Origin of the sequence: Streptomyces sp. NPDC051018 (genome assembly GCF_044456085.1) — a bacterium.
Classification (GTDB): Bacteria; Actinomycetota; Actinomycetes; order Streptomycetales; family Streptomycetaceae; genus Streptomyces.
This window is the reverse complement of the sequence record NZ_JBITFN010000032.1, coordinates 24,787-49,283: the sequence shown is the minus strand read 5'-3', so window position 1 is coordinate 49,283 and position 24,497 is coordinate 24,787. Positions and strand designations below refer to the sequence as shown.

The window sequence follows — 24,497 nt, the reverse complement described above, 5'->3', positions numbered from 1 at the left end:
CAGGAAGTGATGCGCCGTCCGCCCCGCAAGCCCTCCACTCTGGAGGCGGGCCCAGCGGCACGTGTCTGATCGTCCGCGAAGAACGGCCCTATCCCGGCGCACAGTTGAGAATCACGGATGCGAACGGCGTGCGATCACGTGCTTCGCCGCCAGTACCACCGGCCGGCCGGTTGCCGAACTTGAGCTTCGCCACCGGCTGCGAACTCGGGAAGTGGGCCGAATCCGGGCCGCCCCCACGAGCGGCCCCCGCCCCGCACCACGCAGAACAAGCCGGAGATCGTCCAGATCGCTCTCGGCCTGCCGGCGCCTGGATGCCCATGCCGGCCCTGACAGGCAAGGCCCGGCTCTGGGAGCCCCGACGCATACGTGTGGTGCGCCGGGTCAGTGGGCCACGCGCAGGACCATGAAGCTGAACCGCCCCTCCACGAAGTGGACACGGGTGTGCATGAACGGGCGGTTCTGCAGGTCGAACTGCATCTGGTCCAGCAGGATGAAAAGCTGGTCGGAATCGTGCTCGTCGAGCGCGAGACGCTCCCAGAACTCCGCCAGCCGGTTTCGCGCGTGCACCTCGGAGATGGCCTTGCGCGGCCGCACGTTCGTGTGTTTCTCCAGGTAGGAGAAGACCGAACCGGTGAGTTGGCGCGGCTGGAAGTCCAGGCCGAACACCCACATCGGCATGGTGTCCTGCGAATAGGCGACAACGGTGCCGTCCGCGGAGATCGTACGCGCGATCTCCAGGATCTCCGATCGGGCCGGGACGGAGAACTTCTTCGCCTCCTCGGCGGTGGCCGGGCGGATCTCTTTGGCGTAGTACTGCATAGAAGGGCGCAGGCCCATTTCGCGGATCGTCTCAGTGATCGACTTGAGTTCCTGAAGTCCCGTGTGGACCATCGCGTCGGTCGACAAGATGAACGTGCCGACCCCGTGCTGTGAAGTAACGAGCCCCTGGCTTGCCAGGGTGCGGATCGCTTGACGCACCGTCACCCGCGACACCTTGAACTCGGCGCATAGCTGGGCCTCGGTGGGCAGCCGCTGGCTGTCCGCCCAACGGCCCTCGCGGATTCGGGTGCGAAGCACCTGGGCGAGCTGGCTCGCCAGCGTCGTTCCGGCGGCACTCAACTGTCGTGGCAACGGCTCAACCCTCTCGGCTGTCTCCTGCGCTCGAGTCGGCGGCGCAGGCTTCCCTGTACCGGCCATCCATTGCCGGTGTTCAGGCCGTCGCCAGTATAGAGCAGGCCCTTGACAGACAACAGTTGTTAGCCAACTATTGCCGGGCAAGTGCCCCTCCGCAGTGGTGCTCCACCCCAGGTGAGCACCCGTATCCGGCGATGCCGAGCAGTGGATGAGCAATGGCGAGCGAGACAAGGGGCTGTGGTCATGGCGAGCGGACATGGGATGCGCCCAGCCGATGCCGGTCCGCAGGGCGGCGCGTCGGCCGTCGCGGGTGCCGGAGACATCGAATCCGTGACCGGCTTCGCGGCGCGTGTCCTCGGCGAGCCGCCTTCGGCCCTCGTCGAGATCGGTAACGGGAACCTCAACCAGGTATTCCGTGCGCGTTCGGCGACAGAGAGCGTGATCATCAAGCGCGCGCTGCCGTACGTGCGGTCCGTCGGCCCGTCCTGGCCGCTGACGACCAACCGTGTGCGGATCGAGGCCGACGCGTACGCCGTGCATGAGGCGGTCTCTCCGGGGTCGTTGCCACGTCTGATCGCCAGGAACGACGCCGAGGCCATGATCGCTTTGGAGGACGTCGGAACGGCGGGCGATTGGCGCGGCCAACTCATCGCAGGTGCCTCCGTTCCCGGGGTGGGCCGCGCGGTCGGGGCTTACTGCGGCGACATCATCGTGGGCACCGAAGCCAGGCGATCAGGACAGGACCCAGACGGTCCTGCGCGCGGCTCGGACGGCATCGGTGCGACCGGGGCGGCGGGCGGCGTGAACGAGGGCGATCGCGCGGCGCGGTACCGGGAGGCGTTCGACGACGCGACCATGCAGCGCTTCACCGAGCGCATGGTCTTCCGCGCCCCGTTCGAGCACGACTCGAGCAACTCCTGGCCGCCGCATCTGCGCGATGTCGCCGCTCGCATCCGGGCGGACCGGGCAGCGCGTGACTCCGCGGCGAAGGCGCGCCGCCTGTTCATGACGAGTGCGGAGTGCCTGCTGCACGGTGACCTGCACACCGGCTCGGTCCTCGCCGACGACGCCGGGGGCGTTCGCGTCATCGACCTGGAGTTCGCGTTCTACGGGCCGCCTGCGTTCGACGTCGCGACGTTCCTGGCCCACCTGTGCCTGGCGCGCATACGCCGGACCGTCCTGGACGACGGCCACGGTGTCGCGTACCTCGACCGGACCGCAGCGGAGTTCTGGGCCGAGCTGATCCACCGGCTCCGGGCCCGGGCGAGCGAACCACACCGATACACAGGGCGGCTGGTGTCCCATGCCGCACTGTTCATGGGCATCGAGCTGCTGCGCCGTATCGGTGGCCGGTTCAAGGTCGAGGACCTCATGACACTGCCCGAGCGACCCCGCGAGGCCGCCGAGCGGCTGGCCCTCGGCACCTGGCACGACCTCGTTTCCTCACACGCGACCCTGCGCACGTTCCCGGAGCTGTGGGACAGGGCCGTCAACTCCCAGAAGGGATACCTATGAAGAAGCTGATCAATCGGCGGGAAGACTTCGTGGACGAGGTGATCGACGCGATCACCCGCGCCCACGACGAGATCCGTGTCGGCAAGGACAGCGACCGCGTGATCGTACGGTCGCAGCGGCCCGAACGGCCTCAGGTCGGCATCGTCACCGGCGGCGGATCGGGCCATTTGCCGCTGTTCCTCGGCTACGTCGGCTCCGGGCTGTGTACGGCAGCGGCGGTCGGCAACGTGTTCTCGTCGCCGTCGTCCGAGCAGATCCTGAGCGCGACGAAGGAGGCCGACAGCGGCGCGGGTGTGCTCTACCTCTACGGCAACTATGGCGGCGACGTGCTGAACTTCGACCTGGCCGCCGAGGAGGGTACGGCCGAGGGCATCGACATCCGTACGGTGGTCATCGGCGACGACGTCCTGTCCGCGCCCGCGTCCGCCGCCGGCACCCGCCGCGGCATCGCCGGCATGGTGATGGTCTACAAGGCGGCGGGTGCCGCGGCAGACCGCGGTGACGACCTGGCCGCAGTCGAGGAGATCGCGCGCCGCGCCGCTGCGGCGATGCGCAGCGCCGGAGTCGGGCTCGCACCCACGATCCTCCCCACGACCGGCAAGCCGACCTTCACCCTGGGTGAGACGGAGATGGAGATCGGCGTGGGGATCCACGGTGAGCCGGGGTCGGACCGCATCGACATCGAGTCCGCGGACGCGACCGCCCGGCGGCTCATGGCGCCGATCACCGAGGAACTGGAGCTGGGCGCAGGCGACCGGGTCGCGCTGCTGGTCAACGGCCTCGGGGCGACGCCCGCCGAGGAGCTCTACCTGGTCGGTGAGACCGCACGTGAACTCCTTGAGGAGCGGGGCGTCACGATCGTGCACCGCTGGACCGGCGAGTACGCCACCAGTATGGAGATGGCCGGCGCCTCGATCAGCGTCATGAAACTCGACGGCGATCTGGAGAAGCTGCTCGCCGCGCCTTCGCACTCGCCGCTGGTGAGGTTCTGACCATGGAAAACGCGACCGGTGAGGCCCGGCGGGTGCTGATGGACGCCCTCGGCCGGCTCAGCGACTGCACGGACGAACTCGGGAAGCTGGACGCCGAGCTCGGTGACGGCGACCTCGGCATCACCGTCAGCTCAGGAGCCCGCGCTGCCATCGAGGCGATCGCGGCACTCCCCGGGGAGGCCGGTCCGGCGGAGATGGTCAAGGCGGCGGGAAAGGCGTTCGGCGGCGCCAACCCGTCCACGTTCGCGGCGCTGATCCATGGCGCCTCCATCTCGGCGGCGGCAGTCATCCGCTCGGAGGAGCGGCTGGACCCCCGTACGGGCGAGGCCATGCTACGGGCCGCCACGGAGAGCATCGCCCGGCGCGGCAAGGCCGAGCTCGGTGACAAGACCGTACTCGACCCGATGACGGCCAGCCTTGAAGCGCTGCGTACGGCGAACGCGCACGGCGCCGAGCCGCTCATCCCCATGATCGAGGCGGCTCGCCTGGAGACCGAGCGGCTGACGGCGCACCGTTCCAGGAAGGGACGGGCGGCATGGGTCGGCGAACGCAGCGCAGGCCGTACCGACGGCGGCTCGGTCGCCTACATCCGGTTCCTGGAGTTTCTGCGCGACGCGATCGCCGCCCGATGACCGGACCGCCACGCGAACACGGGACAAGCCCGCCCGCACCCGAGAAGAACCGACCACAACATGAGGGGAAAGCGTCACTCATGCCCAAACCCACCGACATGAAGCTGTACGTCATGTGCTCCGGCCTGCTCCACTACGACCAGAGCGTCTTCACCTACGACCGGGGCTGCGGGGTCGGCGTCGAGGTGCCCAGCCTGATGTTCCTCGTGGAGCATCCGCGGGGGCGCGTGCTGTTCGACACCGGCCTCGACCCGGCCCTGGTCGATCGGTCGCACGAGTACTGGGGCGATATGGCCGACCTCGTACGACCCGAGGTCGCCGAGGGGCAGGACATCGTCAGCCACCTCAAGGCGGTAGGGCTCACTCCGGCCGACATCGACTTCGTCGTGCTCTCCTGTCTGTTCCGCGACCACGCGGGCGGACTGAAGTACCTGCCGGACGCGACCGTCATCGTCCAGGGCGTGGAGCTGCAGCAGGCTCACTGGCCGGCTGCCTGGCTTCGCGCGACCTACAACCGGCCGTACGAGCCCAACGACCTCGTCGGTCTGCGCGACCGCACGTGCGTGGAGTTGTACGGCGAGGACTGGGACGTGTTCGGCGACGGTTCGATCGTCGTTCTCAGCTCGCCCTGTCATACGCGCGGTGAGCAGGCCCTGCTCGTCCGGCTGCCGGACACCGGGACGGTCCTCCTGCCCGCGGGCGTCCTGCCGACAAAGACGAACTTCGACGAGGACATCATGACCGGCCGGCTGCTCGTCGACCCGCTGGACGCCTATCGCAGTGCACGGCGGCTCAAGAAGCTGGCTGCGGACGAGGGTGCGCTCGTGCTGTTCCACCATGACCCCGCCGACTGGAAGAACTACCGCCTGAGCCCCGAGTACTACTCGTAGCGATTCGCGCATCATCTACCGCCGATGGCCCAGGGCCTGCCGCAGTGTCACTGCCGAGCAGCGGGCGGATTGGAAGTACAAACATGATCGCCAATGGGACGGACAATGCCGCCGTGGAAGCCCCTTCCGACGTCTACATGTCGTTCGAAGACGTCGGCCTCACCTACGATCGGGCGGGCCGGACCGCGCCTGTCCTCGCCGGAATCGATGTCACCCTGCGCCGAGGGGAGACACTGTGTCTGGTCGGAGCCAGCGGCTGCGGGAAATCGACGCTGCTGAACATCGCCGCCGGATTCCTCACGGCGACCAGCGGATCGGTAACGGCCGAGGGCCGCGCGGTGACAGGCCCGAGCCCCGACCGCGTCATGGTGTTCCAGGAGGACGCGACCTTTCCCTGGTTCACCGTACGGCAGAACGTGGCGTACGGTCTGCGGGCCCGCGGTGCCCCCAAGGACGTCATGGAACAGCGCGTCGCGGAAATGATCGACCTGGTCGGCCTTTCCCAGTACGCGGACGCCTACCCGCACCAGCTTTCCGGCGGGATGCGAAAGCGCTGCGACATGGCCCGGGCGCTCGCCGTCGACCCCGACTCGATTCTGATGGATGAACCCTTCGCCGCCCTCGATGTGATGACGAAGGAACGGCTACAGGTACAGTTCCGCGAAATCGGTGTGCGGCGGAATCTGACGTCGATGTTCGTGACCCACGACCTTGAGGAAGCGCTGTTCGTCGGGAACCGCGTGGCCATTCTGCGGAAGGGACCGGGGCCGCTCCTGGCACTGGTGGACGTGCCTTTCGACAAGGGGCGCGATGTCTCCATCAAGACGCGTCCGGAGTTTCAGGAACTCCGCCGGGAACTCGGCCGGCGCATCAGCGAAGGGAATGTCGAATGAGCACGCCACAGGCACCGGCCGCGAACCGGCCGCCGGCGGAGAAGGCGGCGCACCCGCGGACCGTTTCGCCCCTGATGCGTATCGCGGCGCGCGTGAGCGAGAGCCTTGTCGTCCCCATCCTGCTCGTCGTCACCTGGGTGTGGCTGAGCGCCGCAAACGTCATCAATCCACTGTTTCTGCCCGGCCCGGCACAAGTATGGCGCTCCTTTCGTGGCATGGAGGCCAGCCTCGGCTCGGCGATCTCGTCCACCATCCTGACAACGCTGGTCGGCTTCGCCGTCGGTACGGTCGTCGGCGTCCTGATCGGACTTCTGCTGGCGTACAGCAAGCACGTCCGGATTCTGCTCGGCGGCATTTTCGACGCCCTGCGCCCCATTCCGGTGTTCGCCCTCATCCCGCTGTTCATCCTGTGGTTCGGGCTGGGGCGCACGCCCCAGATCGTCCTGGTCGGATTCGGCACGGCGGTGGTCCTCGTGGTGACCACCCTTGAGGCGATCCGCAACGTGACGCCGACCTATGTGAAGGCCGCGCTGAATCTGGGTGCCTCACGGAGTTTCATTTACCGGACCGTCGTCATTCCGTCGATCAGCCCGCACCTCGTCGGTGCGGTCCGAGTCTCGGCGGCCGCGTCATGGGGTCTGGGCGTCGCCGCCGAGATGATCGGCGCGCAGAAAGGGCTCGGCTACCTGATGATCAACCGGCAGAACTACCTCGACACGGCGGGGATCATCGTCATCGTCGTGATCTACGGCGTGATCGCGTACCTGGTCGATGTGTTGATCCGCATCGGGCAGCGCCGCCTGTTGCGCTGGACCGAGCGAGACCAGATGGCCGCACCGGTCGGCTCCGTGCTGGGGGCATTGTGACGGCGTCGACTCAGCGCCGGACCGGGAAGCGGCGGGTACGCCGGGCTCTGCTCACGCTGCTCCTGACGGTACTCCCGGTGACGACGGGCTGCGCCGCGACGGTGCAACCGAACGACACCTCGGTCACAGTCGCCGTACAGCCTCTCCTCGACTACATGCCGTGGGAGTTCGCCGTCCAGCACGGCCTGGACCAGCAACTCGGTCTGTCGCTGCGGTTGACCTACCTGTCGCAGGTCAACAGCGCCTACCAGGCCATGCAACGTGGCGACGTGGACGTCGTGAGCACCTGCACTGCGTGCAATATGCCGTACGCCGTGTCAGTCCCCACGCTGCGCGACGTGCTCACCGTCAACCAGTTCAAGGGCTTCATCATGGTCGGCCGCAAGGGTGCCCCGTCGTTCGACGCGCTGACGAAGCAAGGAATGCCGGAGGACCGTGCCCGCGCGGCCATCCACGCCTATCTCAAGGGCAAGACACTCATCGGCAACAAGGTCATCTTCGGCACGCTGGTTTCCGGTCTGGAACGGTACGCGGGCCTTCGCCCCGGCGACATCAGGGTCATCGATGTGTCCGACGACGCGAAGGCGGCGACCGCATTCCTCGCCGGCGAGGGCGATCTGTACATGGGCTCCCTGGCGCAGGAGTCGAAGTTGCTCATGTCCTATCCGGACAGGTTCGTCAACATAGGGGGAGCGGAAGTGCTGGGCCCGGGCGGCCTGTGGTACGGGACCGCCGCCGTCGACCAGCGGTGGCTGGCCAAGAACGAGTCGACGGTGAAGAAGCTCGTGGCCATCTGGATGCGGACCGCCCGCTACGTCAACGAGCGCCCCGACCTCGCCCTGCCCGTCATACAGAAGGCGATGAACGAACGCTCCGGCGGCACGTTCACCATCCCCCAACTCCGGCAGCAGATCCGTGAGTTCGTCCAGTTCACCGACCCCGGCGCAGCCGCACGCGACACCTACAATCCCGGGTCGAGCCTCTACTGGAAGAGGTCCCTGGACTTCTACGAAAAGCAGAGCAAGAGCGATGGAACCCTGCCCGAGCACGTGGACCTGGCCAAGTACAACATCCAGCAGCAGACGTATGAGTCCGTCGTCCGCGACCCGGCGCTCATGCGCTGGGTGAACGCCCCGCTCACCTGAGGGCTGTCGTGACGGTCCGTCGGTTCTCGGCGGGCCGTTTCGGTTGCTCGGGTCGGTGACGGGCTCGCTGATGGCCCGGCTGTCGCGCCGGGTCGGCGCCGGGTTCCACGGGTCTGGCGGGGGCGGTGCTGCTCACGGGGACGGGAACGTGCCGGTCAGCCGGGGTTCGGGAGGTCTTCGAGCCGTTCCGGGTCATGTGTGATCACGTCGGTCCAGGGCCAGTGGCGTGCGAACCTCAGATGCCGGCGGCGTGGCAGTGGCGACGAACCGGGCGGCTGCGGAGAAGTGCCGGAGCGAAGACGACGAGGCTCCCACCTGCGGACTTCTCCGGTCGGGGTGAGCATGGGCATTCATGCCAGCGGGCTGCTCCGAAGGCCGCCCGGACGGGCGCGGCTGATGCGGCACGAGAGGGCCTCGTGCTCGAACGAGAGCCTGCCGGCCCCGTCGAGGGGCGGATGACGCCCTCCGTCGGGCCCTCGTTCCTGTCCGGTTCGGCACGAGCGGCGAACCCACTTGAGTGGGGTACGCGTTTCTCGCACACGTCGACCGGCTCCCCCGTCGAGGGTGTCGGAGTGCGGCGTGTCAGGCGGCTTTCGGTGTCCAGGTCTTCGGCGACGGGTTGCGTGCCGCCGGGTGGGGAACCCTCGCACAGGGGGTGTAGCCCGTGAGGAAGAGGGAGGTGGTCGAGTCGTTCCACGCGAGGTCGAACTGGTCGCCTGTCGCCGGGTCCTGGACACGGAATCCCAAGGCGACGACGTCCGTGCGGTTGCCGTCGTGGGCGAGGGTCCAGCCCGCCGAGGTGAACTTCTCACGCAGGCGGGCTTCCGTGGCACGGGCGACATCGAGTGGGATGGCTCCGACCGTCAGCTGAGCTCGAAGACGACGACATCCGGCAGAGTCTTGTCGATGCTGAGGCCGCCGGCGTAGCAGCTGGGGCCGGGGATCACCTGGACGGGCCTCACCGTCTCGTGGGGCGGCAGTGCCATGCCGTCGTACGCCCACTGCGCGCGGTCCGTCAGACGCTGTGAGAGCGTCACCGGGTCGGCGGAGGGATAGTCCCGCTCCAGCACGGAGCAGCCCGTGGTCATCAGGGTGCCTGCGGCCCGGCAAGTGCCGTGCCGGGGGCGCGCCATGATGTGTCCTGGCCAGCTGACACGGCCGCTGCGTACCCTCGACGGCACCCGGACAAAGGAGAACGTTCTCGTGACAGAGGCACCGGACCAGCAGCAGGAGGCAAGCGCGGAGGTCCGCCGGCGCGTCCAGGACAGTTTCGACCGGCAGGGCCTGATGGCGCATCTCGGCGCGCGGATCACCGGCATCACTCCCGGCCGGGTGCATATCGTCCTCGGGGCGCGTGAGGAAGTCTCGCAGCAGCACGGCTACATCCACGCCGGCGCCACCAGCGCGGTCGCGGACACTGCCGGCGGCTACGCGGCTCTCACGCTGTTTCCCGACGACTGCGATGTCCTCACCGTCGAATACAAGATCAACCTCCTTTCGCCCGCCGTGGGCGACCGCATCGAGGCGATCGGGACCGTGGTGAAGTCCGGGCGGACGCTGACCGTGTGCCGGCTGGAGGTGTACGCACTCCGGGACGGGGCAGGACGCACCCTTGTGGCCCACGGCCAGCAGACGCTGATCCGCGTGAACACGTCCGCACAGTGACGCGCTGGAGGAAGGAAGGGCGACACCAGATGAGTCCCGTCCGCGAGGGTGCCGGTGAGGAGGCCGCTGCGAGTCACTTCTCCGTGAGGAGCCTCGCCCAGACGTACGTACGCCGGCAGCGCCCGGCCCAGCCTGCGTGGTCCAGCTGTCTGTGGGGACCGCCCCAGGGGCGTTCATGAGCAGCGCTGACCAGGGACGGTTTCGACCCGGGGACGATCGCTTCCCGAACTGCTGGAGATGGTTCCCCGACTCGTGCGGGCGGGATCGGGCTTTTCCGTCATGTCCGGCGGATGCGTTACACCGGTAGTGCCCCCGCAGGGTGGCCGTGTTCTCTGCCGCATTCGGTGAGGGCGAGGACGCCGCAGCCCGTTGTCCTGGTGTGCGCTCCCAGAGTTCCGGGATCGACGGAGAGCCGGGCGGCGATGTCGGTGGCGTCACACGTGTCGGGGATCTGGAGTTCTTCCTTCACCTGGAGGTAACGGGCGCGCAGGGCGTCGGAGTCGGTTGTGCTCACGCCGTTGAAGGCGTCGTCGGGGAATCCGTCCTGGTGTGGCAGGAGGTAGCCGGATTCGGCCGGGTGCCCGGGGCCGTCATCGCCGTCCTCCTCCGCGTTGTAGGCGTCGTAGTGGCGCACCACCTCGCCGTCCTCGGCGATGCACCAGGCGGTCCAATCGTCGCCGCAGCTCGTCCCGTACCACTGGGCCGAGCCGAACCGGCGGCTGAGGCCGGTACACCGTTCCCGCACCACTTGGTCAAGGAGCCGATTCCTCTCGTCCGTGTCGACGATGCGGTGGGTGTTCTGGGAGGAGTCGCCGAAGACCAGGGTCCAGCCGTCCAGGGGAGGGCTGACGAAGACGCGTGAGCAGGATGTGTGGGGTCGGGTCCGGTACCCGTTGTGGTGATCGTGGTTCCAGGCCGCCGCGCCGGTTCGGAGCGTGACCGGCTGGGGGCGGGCCAGGTCGAAGGCATCCAGCACCGCGTCCTGGTCGGCGGTCGGCACCGCGTACCAGGAGCCGCACAGACGCATGCCCTCTGGGACTTCGGTCAGCAGCTTGATCCTGGTCAGCCGGTCCCAAGCGTTCCGGTCCCCGGGTTCGACGGCCGCGGGCCCGCCGACGGCCGCGAGGGCCTCCAGTGCCCCGGCTCGTACCCTGGGCCCGCGGGCGGGTCGGCGGCGTGCCTGCTGCAGGCTGGGGACGGCTGCGGGGCCGATCGCCTCAAAGGTCCAGACCGCTCGCTGCCGAACGTCGTGCTCCGGGTCCCCCAGCCGCGGGATCAGCTTGTCGACGAACCTTGCCGCCGCTTCGCCCTGGGTCTGGAAGGCGAAGAGCGCGTCGCTTCGGACTGCGGGATGCGGGTGCTCCAGCAGTGGCACGTAGACCGCGTGATTAGGCACCTTCAGCCGCCCCAGCGTCCACCCGGCTCTCCTGGCGACCTCGGGCGAGTCCGCCGCTACCGCCGCCTGCACCAGCGGCAGGAGAGCGGGCTCGCCGATCCGGCGCAGGATGTCCGCGGGAGCGGTCCAGTCGACCGGTGACCGTTCGTCGCAGAGCAGCTCCAGCACCGCCGCGACCACGGCCGTCCCCTGCTCCACGAGCGCGTCGCGGGTCAGCCTGGTGTCGTTCCGAGCGCCGGAGAGTCCCTCGGTCAGCAGTCGCTTGTCCATGGTGGGCACCCTAGCCAGCCAGTACGACAATCACTTCGAGCGAACACCGGGTGACCCTCCGGGATGTGAGCCGAACGAGCGCCACCAGACGGCATTCGTACGGTCATCACCATCGCGCGCTGCCTCGGACGAGCCCGCTCAGAACGGCGGTCCCGCTCGGCCGAACCGGCTGCAAACGGCCTTCCGGCCATCTGCCGCTTTCGCCCGGGTTGTTCGCGCGTACGTATCCGGAGGTGCTGCTCCTCGGGCGGCGGTGCCGGGGAGTCCGCCAGCCGGACGATTCAGCTCCCGTATGTCCTGGCACACTGCGGCCACCGGCAGGATGCCCCGGAACCCGAACGCCAGGAGCGCGAGGATTGCTGCCGGGTGGGCCCTGGGCCAGGTCCCTGAGCAGTCCTCCTGTCGTGAAGATGTACCCCAGGAATGACGCGTAGCCGGCCGGCACCACCAGCCACCTCCACAAGTCACAGGTCCTGCGGAACCGCCGCAGGGCTTCGGCGCGGCTGACGTATCCGACGCGGAAGTCCTCGCCGCACTCTTCGCAGGTGAGTACGGCTGCGCGGCGAAAGCACCCGAGGCCGAGAGCCACATCGATGGGCGCCCTTCGGCACGTCGGCTCCGCCGCGGTCCCGGCTGCTCCGGGACGGGGCCTGGCCGGTGGATTCCGGGACACGGCGGCACCGGGCTGCCCGGGAAGGGCAGGCCCGGCTGGAACGCTGGCGGCTTCTCCTCACGCGTCGTTGTTGATCCACGGAGTGACGCCGCTGCAGGTGCCCAGGCGGCACGCCTTGAAGCGGATCCTGCTCCCGTGCCCCCCGTCCGGGCGCACGGTGCTGTGCTCGTAGAAGTCCTTGTTGCAGGATCCCAGAGCGTGTTGACCGGAGTCGTTGAAGCACTCCCCGTGCCGGTGGAGTTCCCACCCGCTTGCTGTACGGATCTCGTTCCACCACTGCATCGAGATCCGCGCATTGAGGCTGTCGAAGCTCTTCACCCAGAGCTTGTCGCCGTTCTTTTCGAAGCAGACGGTGGAGGCACCGGAATTCGGGGCGGTAGCGATGTAGTCGCAGTTCCGGTCACTGGCAAGTGTGATCCAGTCCTCCTCCCAGGTCGGTACCGCTTGAGCGGTGCCGGGAGCGAACAACACGGCAGCCGCGCAGGCCACGGACGTGAGAAATGCAGCCCCGGGCGACAACAGACGTTTCATACGTCCTCCATCCAAGCGAGGGCGGGATTGACTTTCATCTCAGTGAAGCTCTCCGGCAGTCCCGCGTACACGACCGCTGGTCGCAAGTACTTGACGATCCGTGCACGGATCCGGAAGCGGCATCCCGGCACGGCCCAGCAGTTCCGTAGGTGAACGGGCAGATGGTTCCCCCGCCCTCAGGAAGGTCGAGCGCGGCCGCCGGAAACTCCACACGGTCAGGCACCGTTTTCCGACTGGTCCCGCGGCTCATCCGGAATCCGGCGGTGAAGTGGCGGGACAGGTCGTGGGCGACGCGACCCGCCGTGTCGTCCGGGCCGCCGCGCAGAACGCGGCGTACGAGTTCCCGCGCGTACTCGGCGGCAAAGGCCTGCGGCATGGCGATCTGCGGGCCAGGTACACCCTGCGCGCCATGCTCGACCAACACCCGGCCATGGAGATCCGGGGAGTCGAAGCGAATCCGGGGCCCTCGCCTGTCGGCATCAGTGCAGGACAGCCGCGGAAGATCTCCACGCGCTCGTCGTTCCCTCCGGACATACGTCCAAGAGGCCACCGACGGCCGCACGTCAACCATCCGGACATCGGCCCCGCAGCGCGCACGTGGAACAGCTCCGGCGTCCCATGGGCACGACCTCTCCTCCAGGGAGGGTCCATGCCCGGCCGCAGCAGGCGAAGCGGCACTACGACCCGGGCCACGTCCTGCGCCAGGCTCAGTCCGTACACCTGCCGGACGCGGGATGAGCGCCACGTCACGGGGCTATCCGAATGGGTCTCATTCCCCTCTCGTATGAGAGCTGACGTGCGCTCCATGCGTGTGTTCAATCAGGTTCATCGCATCCGAGCCGAACACCGGAGGAGACGGCTGTGCACGATGACCGCGTGGCGGAACCCAGCGGACGAACCGTGGTGGTGACCGGCGGGACCAGCGGGATCGGTGCCGCGATCGCGGGGCGGTTCGCGGCCGACGGTGACGACGTCGTCGTCGCGGGGCTCGACGCGGAACGCGCCGCGTGCACCCTGCCGGAGCAGGTGCGCGCCGTACCTCTCGACGTCCGGCGGGATGGTGAACTCCATGACTTCCTCAGCGAGTTCGAGGAGTTGCACGTACTGATCAACGCCGTCGGCGTCATCGCCCGCGGCCGGGAGTTCGAGCCCCAGGTCTTCACCGACGTCGTCGGGGTCAACCTCACCGGCACCATGCGCTCCTGCGTCGCCGCGCGGCAGGCGCTGGCCGGTTCCGGCGGCTGCATCGTCAACATCGCTTCCATGCTGAGCTTCTTCGGCGGCGGGCGGGTGCCCGCGTACAGCGCCAGCAAGGGCGGCGTCATGCAGCTCACCAAGTCGCTCGCGGTCGCCTGGGCCGATCAGGGAATCCGGGTGAACGCCGTCGCACCCGGGTGGATCCGCACCGGACTGACCAGTGACCTGCACGAGAGCGCGGAATCCAGTAAGCGCATTCTCGACCGCACACCGATGGGCCGATGGGGCACGCCCGCGGATATCGCCGGGGCCGTCTCCTTTCTGGCGGGCCCCGACGCGGCTTTCATCACCGGCGCCGTGCTGGCAGTCGACGGCGGATATCTGGCCGCGTGAACGGACAGACAGATCCGAGCCCCACCACGCATTGCAGGAAAGGACCGATGAACATGGCCGTCATCCCGATCTCCGCAGCCGTGCCGCCGGAGATCGCCATAGCCGCACTGCCCGAAGACGACCGGGTCTGGGTGCCGCAGGCGCCGAACGTATGGTTCCGGCCGCTGATGTTCAACACGGTGACCGGGCAGTGGTGCAACCTGCTGAAGGTGACCGCCGCCGGCATCGTCTCCCGGCACCGGCATCCCGGCGTCGTCTTCGGCTATGTACTCAAGGGCAAATGGCAGTACCACGAGCACGACTGGGTCGCGGAGGCAGGGCACTTCGTGTACGAACCGCCGGGGGAGATCCACACCCTTGAAGTGCCGCAGGACTGCCCCGAGATGATCACATTCTTCAACATCACCGGTGCCATGGCGTACGTGAACGCGGACAGCGAGCAGATCGGCTACGAGGACACCTTCACCAAGATCGAGATGTGCCGCGCCCACTACGAGAAGATCGGGCTCGGCGCCGACTACGCGGACCAGTTCATCAGGTAGCGCACGTCAGGGGCCGGTGAAAGCGTTTTCAGACCGCTATGCCTACCAGTCGGCCGAGGGTATCGTCTGGACGATCTCGATGATCGGAGGACGCCCATGGACCTCAACAGCGTGCACCACTACCGCATCGACTGGATCGCGAGCTTCGTGGCGGTGGCCCGCCACGGCAGCTTCTCCGCCGCCGCCAAGTCCCTCTACCGCTCCCAACCACGGGTCAGCAGCCATGTGGCCGCTCTGGAACGGCTGGTGGGCAGACGGCTCGTGGACCGCTCGGTGCAGCCCTCGATCCTCACTCCCGAGGGCCGCGGACTCCTCCCTCACGCCGAAGAGATCATCCGACGCCTGGGCATGCTGGCCGGGACCGCCGAGGGAACGGTGTGCGGCACGGTACGGCTCGGTTGCTACCCGAGCGTCGCGGCGTATCTGTACCCGCGGGTGGTCCGGGCACTGCGGTCGTCCCATCCGCAGATACGTCTGGTGCTGCACGAAGGCCCCAGCCTGGAGTTGGGCGAGCAGCTTGCGGACGGGGGCATCGACATGGCCGTGCGCCCGTTGCACCCGCTGGTCAACTCCCACCGGGTGACCAGCCGGGTGCTGTGGCGTGAGCCGCTGGTCGCCGTGCTCCGCTCGGATCATCCTCTCGCGGGGGCGGACGGGCTGACGCTGGCGCAGGCCGCCCGGCTGCCGGTGATCAGCATCGGGGAGAGCGACGACGGCCACAGCCGTCAGTACGAGCCCAACCTCGCGTTCGCGAACATGGACCTGCACCCGGTCGTCTCCGAACGCACCAACCAGCCGCAGACCTTGATCTGCCTGGTCCGGCACGGCCTCGGCGTCGGCATCACCAACGCCCTGGCCATGACCACCGCGGACACCGACGGCGTCTCGCTCGTCCCGCTCGTCGACGCGGGCTGCGAGCGCGTCGTCGCCGCCTGGTGGCGGCTGAACGACGGTCCCTCACCCGCCGTGGAGGCGGTACGGGACTGCCTGAGCCGGCTCGATCCGCCGACATGGCCGTGGCCGGCGGCGAGCGGCGCCGCGGCGGAGCCGGTGCCGACCGGCGGTTAGCCGGCACTCGCCCGCATCGCTTCTCGAATATCCGCTTCTCGAATACCCGCATTCGAGCCCGATCCCTCACCGCTCCGGCATTCCGCTCCTACGGTATTCCTGCCCGACGTCACAGCGTCGGCCGAGTAGTTCCAGAAATGCGTTCTGGAATGTGCTGCCAGCAGAACGGAGCCCATACGACATGACCCCGAAGATTCCCGCCGAGACCGTCGAGGCATTCCACAGCATCGCCACAGCCTCCGTGGCCGACGCGGTGGAGGAGCTGGGACGACGCGGCTACCTGTCCGGCAGCATCCGGCAGATACTCGCCGGCAAGCTCGTCGGCCCCGCGGTCACGGTGCTCGAGGTGCCCTCCCCGGACCCGGCTCCGCCCGGCCACGCGCTGCGGGCCATCGACGAGTCGGATCCGGGCAGCGTCGTCTGCATCACCGCCGGAGGCGCCGACGTCGCCGTGTGGGGCGGCCTGATGTCCGCCGGTGCCGTCGCCAACGGGATCGCCGGCGCGGTCCTGGACGGATGCGTGCGCGATGTCGAGGAGATCCGCCGCGACTACCCGGAGTTCCCGGTCTACGCCCGGGGGAGCGTGCCCGCGACCACCGTGGGCCGCTATCGCACGGTGTCGCTCAACGAGCCCGTGGAACTCGGCGGCGTACCCGTCCGCCCCGGCGACCTCATCGTCGCCGACACCGACGGAGTGGTGTGCGTACCGGCTGAGCTGATCGACGCGGTGCTCGAAGCCGCCCAGCAGATCGAGCAGCGGGAGCGGGAACAGACCGCGCTGATACTCGAATCGGGGTCGCTGGCGGGCGGCCTTGAGAAGTACAACCGGATCTAGCCGTGGAGATCCTCGCGGTCGGCGAACCGCTCCTCGAGTTCCACACCAGAACCGCCACGTCGCCCGGGATCCGGGAGGCGGACGCCTTCGGCGTCGGATACGGCGGCGACACCTCCAACTTCGCCATCGCCTCCCAGCGCTCCGGCGCCCGCACCGGCTACGTCACCAGGATCGGCGACGACGACTTCGGCGCGGCGCTCCTGCGCCTGTGGGAGCGGGAGGGGGTCGGTACGGAACACGTGGTCCGGGAGGCCGGCGGGCGGACCGGCATCTACTTCATCTCCCGCTCGGAGTCGGAGAGCAGGTTCACGTACTACCGCGCCCACTCACCCGCCAGCCGCCTCACTCCCGCGGACATCCCGGCCGACTCCGTCCGACGGGCCCGTCTGGTCCACCTCACCGGTATCACCCAGGCGATCAGCACCACCGCCTGCGACGCGACCTTCCACACCATGGAGCTGGCCCGTGAGAGCGGGACGCTGATCAGCTACGACCCGAACCTGCGGCCCGCCCTCTGGCCGGCCGGACGCGCCCGCGCCGTGGTCATGCGCAGCGTCGAGTTGTGCGACATCGCGCTGCCCAACCTTGAGGAGGGCCGCTTGCTCACCGGCGCCGACAGCCCCGAGGACGTGCTCGACGCCTTTGTGCGCCGCGGCCCGTCGATCGTGGTGCTGAAGATGGGCGCGCAGGGAGCGCTGCTGGCCCACGAGGGCGCGGTGACGTACATCGCGCCGCACCCGGTGGACGCGGTGGACGCCACCGGGGCCGGCGACACCTTCGACGGCGTGTTCGCGGCCCGGTTGCTGGACGGCGTGTCACCGCAGGAGGCCGCCCGGCATGCGGCGGTCGCGGCGGCGCTCACCACGACAGGACCCGGCGCGGTCACCCCGATTCCCCACCGCGACGTCGTGGAGGCCGCGCTCACCGGCGGTCAACCGCCCGTCAGGCAGTCCAAACCGATCAGGAGATGAGTCATGTTGCGCGCGAAACGTCACATAGCTGTGGCGGCTTGCTCGGGCATTCTGCTGCTCGCCGGGTGTTCCGGCGGGTCCACCGTCGACGACGATGTATCCGGCGGCGACGGCCCGGCCCCCACCAAGGTCAGGGCCGGATACGTGTCCGCGATCGACCAGATCAGCCTGCCCGCGGGACTTGAGGCGGGCTACTTCGACGAACAGAACCTGAACGTGAAGCTCAGCGACCCGTTCCCGACAGGCGTGGACGCCCTCAACGCGCTGCAGGCCGGCGAGGTCGACTTCGTACAGGTCGGCACACCCGCCATCGCCGCGGCGCAGGAGGGCATCGACCTCGCCCTGGTGGGGAACTACACGGGCTCCGCCAGCCGGCAGAGCATCGACGAGACCATGGCCGTGGTGGCGGCCCCCAAGTCCGGAGTGGACGGCGGCGATCTCAAGACCCTGCGCGGCAAGCGCATCGGCGTCTCCGAAGGCTCCATCAACCACCTGTACCTGCTCGGCCTGCTGGAGCGGGCCGGTCTCAAGGCGAGCGACGTCAAGGTGGTGAACACGGGGCCGCCGGACATGGCGGTGGCGCTCAAGTCCGGCGGTATCGACGTCGCCATCGTCTGGGACCCGTTCCCGATCCAGATCACCCAGCAGGTGGACGGTGCCCGGGAAGTGCTGCGCGGCGGCGGTCACATCCCGTTCGTGGGCTACATCGTGACCACCCGCGCGTACGCCGCGAAGAACCCCGACATCGTCGAGCGCTTTCTCACCGCGCGGGCGACGACGGACCAGTGGATGCGCGAGAACCCGGAGAAGGCCGCCCAGTCGGCGACCCGCTGGCTGCCGGGTACGAAGCTGGACGTCGCCCGGCAGTCGATGAAGAACAACGTCAAGCAACTCGACCCGCGCTTCTCCGTCTGCAACTACCTCGCGCTCGACACCCTCGCCCGGCTGTTGGCCGAGAACGGTAACGCGAAGCCCGGCTTCGACGTCAACAAGTACTTCCAGCCCGGCCCCATGCTCGAGGTGATGGGCAAGGAGAGCGCGCTCTTCACGGACCTGCCGGCGGTGCCGGACTCCGCCGTGATCGGCGACGACTACACCTTCGACCGTACGAGCGCCACGAAGGCGTGCCCCTCGTGACGGCGCCACCCGTGAAGGCGGTCCCGCGGCGCCCGCCCCGTCGCGGCGCGGGCGACACCGCCGCCCGGCGGGTGTCCGCCGCCCTGTGGTTCTGCGGGCCGCTCGCGGCGATGGTGGCGGTGTGGGCGGTCGTGGTCGCGGTCTCGGACGTGCCGATGCGAACCTTCCCGCAGGTCACCGACGTGGCCGGGGCACTGGGCGACATGTGGTCCAGCGGGGACCTGTTCCGTCATCTGGGCGCCAGTCTGCGGCGCATGGGGATCGGGATCGCGCTGGCGCTGGTGACCGGGCTGCCGTTCGGCATCGCGCTGGGCGCCAGTTCCGCCCTGTCCGCGTTCTTCTCGCCGCTGCTGCGGTTCTCGGTGTCGCTCGCCGGAATCGCGTGGATCCCGATCGCCACGCTCTGGTTCGGGTACGGCGACCGCGCCGTGATCTTCATCGTGTGGAACTCGATGTTCTTCGCGCTGACGTACAACGCGATGCTCGGCGTCCGGCAGATCCCCACGCAACTGCTCCGCGCCGCGCGCAGCATGGGCACCGGCAGGCTGCGGATGTTCTGGGAGATCCTGCTCCCGGGTGCCCTGCCCAGCATCGTGACCGGCCTGCGGGTCGGCCTGGGATACGGCTGGCGCGGCCTGGTGGCCGCCGAGATCATCGCGGGCAGCGCGGGCCTCGGATACGCCCTGTTCCAGGCGCAGAAGTACTTCCATACGGACGTGATCATCGCTTCCATGGTGATCATCGGCGTGCTGTGGCTGCTGATGGACCGGCTCCTGCTGGCGCCGCTGGAGCGGCGCACCGTCGAGCGCTGGGGAACGACGGGAGCGCGGGACTCATGACATCGACAGTCTTCCGAACGGAAGAAAAGCACGGCTCCCGCGGGGGCGGAGGAGCGGGCCCGGGGCCCCGTCCCGGACTCGCGCGGCGCGTGTGGCTCGGGTGTACCCGCAGCGGTACCGTCCGCACTCTCGGCCCCTTCGTGCCGGTGGTCGCCCTCTGGTGGCTGCTCGCCGCGCTGGAGGTGTTCCCGGAGTCCTTCTTCGTCGGTCCGCCCGAGGTTGTCGACAAGCTCGTGGAGATGCTGGAGAAGGGCATCCTGCCCGGCTATCTCGCCGACTCGCTCACGAGGCTGTCGTACGGCGTCGGTGTCGGCCTGCTCATCGGGCTGCCGTTGGGCTTCGCCGTGGCGATGTTCACCCGGCTGCGCCGCTTCTGCTGGCCCATCCTGCTGTTCTTCCAGGCCATCGCGGACATCGCCTGGCTGCCGATCGTCATCGTGTGGTTCGGCTTCGGCCTCACCTCGGTGACGTTCGTCCTCACCTACACGATCGTCTTCCCGCTGATGCTCAGCATCGTCGCCGGTGTTGAGCAGGTGCCGCGCGAACTCGTCCGGGCGGCGCGCAGCATGGGCGCAGGGCGATGGCGGGTGTTCCTGGAGGTGATCGTGCCCGGGGCGCTGCCCTCCGTCGCCGGCGGCATCCGCACCGGGCTCGGCTACGGCTGGCGGGCCCTGGTGGCTGCGGAGATCATCGTCGGCACCAGTGGCGTCGGCTTCATGATGTTCGACGCCCGCCGGACGGGCGACATCAGCCAGGTGTTTCTGGGCATGGCGGTGCTCGGCGTGCTCTGGTACGCGCTGGACGCCCTGATTCTGGCTCCGTTCGAGCGGGCGACCGTCGAACGCTGGGGGATGGTACGCACGATGGAGGACGACGGATGACCGCACTTCGGATCGACAACCTGCACAAGGCGTATACCGACTCCTACAGCGGTGAGGAGGTCACAGCCATCGACGATGTCTCCTTCGAGGTGGAACAGGGGGAGTTCGTCTCCGTTCTGGGGCCCAGCGGCTGCGGCAAGACCACCGTCCTCAACATCGTCGCGGGGTTCGTACGGAAGACCGGCGGCACGGTCGTCGTGGACGGCCGCCCGGTCGACGGGCCGGGCCCCGACCGGGGCGTCGTCTTCCAGAGCCATGCGCTGTTCCCGTGGAAGACGGTGCTGGGCAACGTGGTATTCGGGCTGCGCATGCGCGGCGTGCCGCGCGCCGAACGCAACGCCAGGGGGAAGGAGTTCCTGGAGCTCGTCGGGCTCGACGGCTTCGGCCACCGGTATCCGCACGAGTTGTCCGGCGGCATGCAGCAGCGCCTCGGCGTGGCCCGGGTACTCGCCAACGAGCCCGCCGTCATGCTCATGGACGAGCCGTTCGCCAGCATCGACGCGCAGACCCGCCGCAAACTGCAGGAGAATCTGACGGAGATCTTCCAGGAGCGGCGGCCGACGGTCTTCTTCGTCACCCATGACGTGGACGAGGCGGTGTTCCTCTCCGACCGGATCGTGGTTCTGTCGCGCCGGCCCAGCCGGGTGCGGGAGATCGTCGACGTGCGACTACCCCGGCCGCGGACCTGGCAGGAGACCGCGGAGCTGCCGGAGTTCCGCCGTACCGCAAACAAGGTCAACGAGTTGCTGGCGGGAGATGAGGACGATGCCGGTGCAGTCGTCGCTTCCGCGTAGGGCCGCGAAGAGCCCGACGCTCCGCAAGATCGCGGTGGTGCTCCTGCTCGTGGCCGCGTACCAGATCTGGCTGTCCGTGCAGGCCCAGGGGAAGGCAGGGGCCGGTGTCGGCGAAGTACGGGACGCCCGCGGCCGGTTCTCCGTCGACGTCGAGCTCGGCTTCACCCCGGAGCGCTACCACATCCTGCAACTGCAGAAGCACGGCCGTATCGCGGGCACGGACGGGCACGTGGTGCAGCTGCGCGGCGTGGCGCCGGCGGGTGTCGACGCGCTGGCCCGCTGGTACTGGGTCGAGAGCATCAAGCCGCCCGAGGGAGGTGTGTCCCGGAGGTGAGGCGCAGCCGCCGGGAGCGGGCTCAGGCGGCCGGCCATGCCCGGCCGGCTATTCGGAATGCGGATCGGCCCCCTTCCGAAACGTGAGCCGGGATTGTCCGCCGCTGAGCCCGCCGGTAAACGGTAGGCATGCTCCGTACCGATTTGCGCCTCGAATGGCTTGTATCGTTCCTCAGCGTCGTGGACACAGGAAGCTTCAGCGCCGCGGCCGAGGTCATCCACCGCTCCCAGCCGCGGGTGAGTATGCACGTCGCCGCCCTGGAACGGGAGGCGGGTGTGCCACTCTTCCACCGCGACCGCAGACCCGTGTCGCTCACCGACGCGGGCACGGTGTTCGCCGAGCACGCACGCGGCATCCTGCGGCAGCTCGCCGGCGCGGAAGCGGCCATGGCCGGCTACCGGGGCGCGGTCCAGGGGCTGGTGGCTCTGGGCAGTTATCCGAGCGCCAGTGTGGCGTTCCTGCCCCAGCTGCTGGAACGGATGGCGCGAACCCGCCCGGCCATCAAGGTGGTTCTGGTCGAGCGTTCCACGCTGGAGCTCGACGGGGCGCTGGCCGCGGGTGAGGTCGACCTCTGTCTGCGTCCGATGTCGCCGCCGGCCGGTCCGTCGGTCGAGTTCCTTCCGCTGTGGTGGGAGGGGCTGATCGTCGTGCACCGCCCCGACCACCCGCTCGCCGAGCTGCCCGAGCCACTGCCGGTGGCGAAGGTGGCCGAGCACCCGATCATCACCATCGGCCGGCTGGGCTCGCCGACGGCGATGGGCTTCGAGACCTACCGCGCGTTCCGCGAGCGCGGCCTCGAACCGAACGCCGTGCAGGCGACGAACCAGCCGCAGACCCTGATCTCGCTGGTACGCAGCGGGCTCGGCATCGGCGTCACCAATCTCCTCGCGGTCGCCACGGCCGACACGGACGGCGTGGTGGCCCGCAAGCTCGACGTCCCCTGCGGCCGCCGGGTAGCCGTGCACTGGAGCACGACGAGCCCGCTGACCCCGCCCGCGCGCACGCTGCTGCGCGAGATCGAGGCGTCCGACGTCCCGACGGGGACCCGCCGCCTGGGCCAGGGCAGGCCCTGAAGGGGTTGCGCTCCCCGTCGGCCGTGGCCGGCAGCGTGACGGTACCGCCGAGAGGCTGACGGGCTGTCATCCGAGTTCCGAATAGTCACATACGGAGGACGCGCTTAACGTCCGTCCTCACCCTTCATAGCGTGATGCGCACAACGATCCATGAGGCGAACGGGAGCAGGGATGCGGACTGATGCAGTTTCTCGTCGCACGATGCTCGGGCGTGGTGCTGCCGCGGGCGGCGCCCTCGCACTGGGGCCGCTGCTGGCGGGCGAGGCCGTGGCAGCGGGCAACAGCGGCTCCGGCACCGGCGAGAGAGAGAAGCACGGCACAAGAGGAAGGACGAGCGGATACGAGGACATCGGCGTCCGCCCGCTGATCAACGGACGCGGCACCTACACCGTCCTCAGCGGCTCGCTGATGCTGCCCGAGGTGCGGGACGCCATCGACAGGGCGGCACGCGCCTACGTTCAGCTGGACGAACTCGCCGACGCCGTTGGCCGACGCCTGGGCGAACTGACGAAGTCCGGGTTCGGGATGGTCAGTTCCGGCTGCTCGGCCGCGCTGGGACACGCCGCGGCAGCCTGCGTGGCGGGCGGCAATCCCGATTTCCACATTCAGATACCCGACCTGACCGGCTTCGGCAAGACCGAGGCGATCATCCCGAAACACTCGCGCAATGTGTACGAGGCGGCCATCAGCCTGGTCGGTCTGAAGGTCGTCGAGGTGGAGACACGCGAGGAACTCAAGGCGGCGCTCGGGCCGCAGACCGCGCTCGTCTACATCTTCGCCATGCCCCGTGTCGAGGAGAGCGAGCTCGACACGAGGACGATCGTTCGCCTCGCCCACGACGCCGGCGTACCCGTGCTGGTCGACGCCGCCGCGGAGATTCTCACCGTCCCCAACGTGCACCTCGGCCTCGGCGCCGACCTGGTGGCGTACAGCGGTGGCAAGGCCCTGCGCGGCCCGCAGTCGGCCGGGATACTCCTCGGCCGTGAGGACCTCGTGCGGGCCGCGTGGGTGCACAGCGCGCCGCACCACGGGTTCGCCCGCGGGTTCAAGGTCGGCAAGGAGGAGGCGATGGCGATGCTCGCGGCGGTCGAGATGTGGTCGCAGCGCGACCACCGGGCCGAGTACGCGAGGTGGACCTCGTGGCTGAAGTCCATCGCCCGCCGGGTCTCCAGTGTGGACGGCGTCACCACGAAGATCGTGCAGCCGGAGGGTCTCTCCAACCGTACGCCGACGCTGACCGTCCTGTGGAACGGCGAGAAGCTCGGTGTCTCGGGACGGACGATCGTCGACACGCTCTACGAAGGCGAGCCGCGTATCGCCATCAACGCCGCGAGCGGCGAGGGCCCGGCGCAGACCGGCGTCTCCATCACTCCCTACATGCTGGAGCCGGGCGACGCCAGGACCATCGCCGACGCGGTCGTCCAGCTCCTCAAGGACCCGCCTCCGCCGCCGGAGAAGCCGAAGCCGCCCGCTGTGGATGTCGGCGGCACCTGGGCGGTCACGATCTCATACGCGGCGAGTACCTCGACCGCGCACAGGCTCGTACTCAGCCAGAAGGGCGCCGCGCTCACCGGCAGCCACGGCGGCGAGTTCGTCACCCGCGCGGCGTCCGGCAGCGTCAGCGGCACCCAGGTGACCGTACGCAGCCACTACGGCGAGGAGCACGGGGACTCCCTCAACTACACCTTCACCGGCACGGTCGACGGCGACCGGATGAGCGGCCGGCTCGACATGGGCGAATACCTGAAGGCGACCTGGACCGCCGTCCGGAAGTCCTGACCGGCGGCACCGCTCCGCCTGCCATGCACTCACCAGATCCACACACAACCAG

General features: G+C 68.9%; 25 protein-coding genes and 1 pseudogene. 21 read left to right on the top strand and 5 right to left on the bottom strand.

The features are described from left to right. Positions 1–44 precede the first annotated feature (44 nt). Positions 45–368, top strand: a pseudogene (locus ACIBCM_RS33580) (IS1380 family transposase); the annotation flags it as partial. A 13-nt stretch (positions 369–381) separates the two neighbouring features. On the opposite strand, the gene ACIBCM_RS33575 reads toward ACIBCM_RS33580, so the two are convergent. Then, entirely contained in the window at positions 382–1,131 is a 750-nt protein-coding gene (locus tag ACIBCM_RS33575; RefSeq protein ID WP_399249963.1) for a GntR family transcriptional regulator, read from the bottom strand. Between the two features lie 246 nt (positions 1,132–1,377). Here ACIBCM_RS33575 and ACIBCM_RS33570 point away from each other — a divergent pair, with 246 nt between their 5' ends. The 7 genes from ACIBCM_RS33570 (at position 1,378) to ACIBCM_RS33540 (ending at position 8,067) form a co-directional block, all read left to right on the top strand. Next, positions 1,378–2,649 (top strand): phosphotransferase, encoded by a 1,272-nt coding sequence (locus ACIBCM_RS33570; RefSeq protein ID WP_399249962.1) that lies wholly within the window; start codon positions 1,378–1,380, stop codon positions 2,647–2,649. Then, complete coding sequence (locus ACIBCM_RS33565; RefSeq protein WP_399249961.1) at positions 2,646–3,641, top strand: dihydroxyacetone kinase subunit DhaK; 996 nt, start codon at positions 2,646–2,648, stop codon at positions 3,639–3,641. Before ACIBCM_RS33570 ends, ACIBCM_RS33565 begins: the two co-directional genes overlap by 4 nt. Positions 3,642–3,643: 2 nt before the next feature. Beyond that, complete coding sequence (locus tag ACIBCM_RS33560) at positions 3,644–4,273, top strand: DAK2 domain-containing protein (RefSeq protein ID WP_399249959.1); 630 nt, start codon at positions 3,644–3,646, stop codon at positions 4,271–4,273. 80 nt (positions 4,274–4,353) lie between these two features. Next, positions 4,354–5,163 carry an N-acyl homoserine lactonase family protein gene (locus ACIBCM_RS33555; RefSeq protein ID WP_399249957.1) on the top strand — a complete coding sequence of 270 codons (810 nt, stop codon included), beginning with the start codon at positions 4,354–4,356 and terminating at the stop codon, positions 5,161–5,163. Positions 5,164–5,207: 44 nt separating this feature from the next. Beyond that, a complete protein-coding gene (locus tag ACIBCM_RS33550; protein WP_399249955.1) occupies positions 5,208–6,056 on the top strand; it encodes an ABC transporter ATP-binding protein in 849 nt (282 codons plus the stop codon). Further along, positions 6,053–6,922, top strand: coding sequence for an ABC transporter permease (locus ACIBCM_RS33545; RefSeq protein WP_399249954.1), 870 nt, complete (start codon positions 6,053–6,055; stop codon positions 6,920–6,922). Before ACIBCM_RS33550 ends, ACIBCM_RS33545 begins: the two co-directional genes overlap by 4 nt. Next, entirely contained in the window at positions 6,919–8,067 is a 1,149-nt protein-coding gene (locus ACIBCM_RS33540; protein WP_399249952.1) for an ABC transporter substrate-binding protein, read from the top strand. The genes ACIBCM_RS33545 and ACIBCM_RS33540 overlap by 4 nt, the downstream gene beginning before the upstream one ends. Positions 8,068–8,649: 582 nt before the next feature. On the opposite strand, the gene ACIBCM_RS33535 is transcribed toward ACIBCM_RS33540, so the two are convergent. Next, complete coding sequence (locus ACIBCM_RS33535) at positions 8,650–8,814, bottom strand: hypothetical protein (protein WP_399249950.1); 165 nt, start codon at positions 8,812–8,814, stop codon at positions 8,650–8,652. A 116-nt stretch (positions 8,815–8,930) separates the two neighbouring features. Beyond that, the gene (locus ACIBCM_RS33530; protein WP_399249948.1) at positions 8,931–9,200 is read right to left on the bottom strand and encodes a hypothetical protein; all 270 of its coding nucleotides are present in this window, start codon (positions 9,198–9,200) and stop codon (positions 8,931–8,933) included. Positions 9,201–9,270: 70 nt separating this feature from the next. Between ACIBCM_RS33530 and ACIBCM_RS33525 the strand changes: the two genes are divergently transcribed. Further along, the gene (locus tag ACIBCM_RS33525; protein ID WP_399249946.1) at positions 9,271–9,732 is read left to right on the top strand and encodes a PaaI family thioesterase; all 462 of its coding nucleotides are present in this window, start codon (positions 9,271–9,273) and stop codon (positions 9,730–9,732) included. Positions 9,733–10,027: 295 nt separating this feature from the next. On the opposite strand, the gene ACIBCM_RS33520 is transcribed toward ACIBCM_RS33525, so the two are convergent. Both ACIBCM_RS33520 and ACIBCM_RS33515 read right to left on the bottom strand, forming a co-directional pair. Then, positions 10,028–11,398, bottom strand: a complete 1,371-nt coding sequence (locus tag ACIBCM_RS33520; RefSeq protein ID WP_399249944.1) for a HEAT repeat domain-containing protein — start codon at positions 11,396–11,398, stop codon at positions 10,028–10,030. Positions 11,399–12,128: 730 nt separating this feature from the next. Further along, positions 12,129–12,602 (bottom strand): hypothetical protein, encoded by a 474-nt coding sequence (locus ACIBCM_RS33515; protein ID WP_399249942.1) that lies wholly within the window; start codon positions 12,600–12,602, stop codon positions 12,129–12,131. An 876-nt stretch (positions 12,603–13,478) separates the two neighbouring features. Between ACIBCM_RS33515 and ACIBCM_RS33510 the strand changes: the two genes are divergently transcribed. From ACIBCM_RS33510 to ACIBCM_RS33455, 12 genes are all read left to right on the top strand, one after another. Beyond that, positions 13,479–14,192, top strand: a complete 714-nt coding sequence (locus ACIBCM_RS33510; RefSeq protein ID WP_399249940.1) for an SDR family NAD(P)-dependent oxidoreductase — start codon at positions 13,479–13,481, stop codon at positions 14,190–14,192. Positions 14,193–14,245: 53 nt separating this feature from the next. Further along, complete coding sequence (locus ACIBCM_RS33505) at positions 14,246–14,734, top strand: 2,4'-dihydroxyacetophenone dioxygenase family protein (RefSeq protein ID WP_399249938.1); 489 nt, start codon at positions 14,246–14,248, stop codon at positions 14,732–14,734. 96 nt (positions 14,735–14,830) lie between these two features. Then, on the top strand, positions 14,831–15,802 hold the full coding sequence (locus tag ACIBCM_RS33500) for a LysR family transcriptional regulator (protein WP_399249936.1): 972 nt from the start codon (positions 14,831–14,833) through the stop codon (positions 15,800–15,802). Positions 15,803–15,983: 181 nt separating this feature from the next. After that, the gene (locus tag ACIBCM_RS33495) at positions 15,984–16,637 is read left to right on the top strand and encodes an RraA family protein (RefSeq protein ID WP_399249934.1); all 654 of its coding nucleotides are present in this window, start codon (positions 15,984–15,986) and stop codon (positions 16,635–16,637) included. A gap of 2 nt (positions 16,638–16,639) precedes the next feature. After that, complete coding sequence (locus ACIBCM_RS33490) at positions 16,640–17,608, top strand: sugar kinase (RefSeq protein WP_399249932.1); 969 nt, start codon at positions 16,640–16,642, stop codon at positions 17,606–17,608. Positions 17,609–17,611: 3 nt separating this feature from the next. After that, positions 17,612–18,745 carry an ABC transporter substrate-binding protein gene (locus ACIBCM_RS33485; RefSeq protein WP_399249930.1) on the top strand — a complete coding sequence of 378 codons (1,134 nt, stop codon included), beginning with the start codon at positions 17,612–17,614 and terminating at the stop codon, positions 18,743–18,745. Beyond that, positions 18,742–19,584: an ABC transporter permease gene (locus ACIBCM_RS33480; RefSeq protein ID WP_399249928.1), complete on the top strand. Its 843-nt coding sequence runs from the start codon at positions 18,742–18,744 to the stop codon at positions 19,582–19,584. Before ACIBCM_RS33485 ends, ACIBCM_RS33480 begins: the two co-directional genes overlap by 4 nt. A gap of 140 nt (positions 19,585–19,724) precedes the next feature. After that, positions 19,725–20,465 (top strand): ABC transporter permease, encoded by a 741-nt coding sequence (locus tag ACIBCM_RS33475; RefSeq protein WP_399249926.1) that lies wholly within the window; start codon positions 19,725–19,727, stop codon positions 20,463–20,465. Then, entirely contained in the window at positions 20,462–21,259 is a 798-nt protein-coding gene (locus ACIBCM_RS33470; protein WP_399249924.1) for an ABC transporter ATP-binding protein, read from the top strand. Before ACIBCM_RS33475 ends, ACIBCM_RS33470 begins: the two co-directional genes overlap by 4 nt. Then, positions 21,231–21,593, top strand: a complete 363-nt coding sequence (locus tag ACIBCM_RS33465) for a hypothetical protein (protein ID WP_399249922.1) — start codon at positions 21,231–21,233, stop codon at positions 21,591–21,593. The genes ACIBCM_RS33470 and ACIBCM_RS33465 overlap by 29 nt, the downstream gene beginning before the upstream one ends. A 128-nt stretch (positions 21,594–21,721) precedes the next feature. Next, a complete protein-coding gene (locus ACIBCM_RS33460) occupies positions 21,722–22,666 on the top strand; it encodes a LysR family transcriptional regulator (RefSeq protein WP_399249920.1) in 945 nt (314 codons plus the stop codon). A gap of 201 nt (positions 22,667–22,867) precedes the next feature. Continuing rightward, a complete protein-coding gene (locus tag ACIBCM_RS33455; protein ID WP_399249918.1) occupies positions 22,868–24,445 on the top strand; it encodes an aminotransferase class V-fold PLP-dependent enzyme in 1,578 nt (525 codons plus the stop codon). Positions 24,446–24,497: the final 52 nt, after the last annotated feature.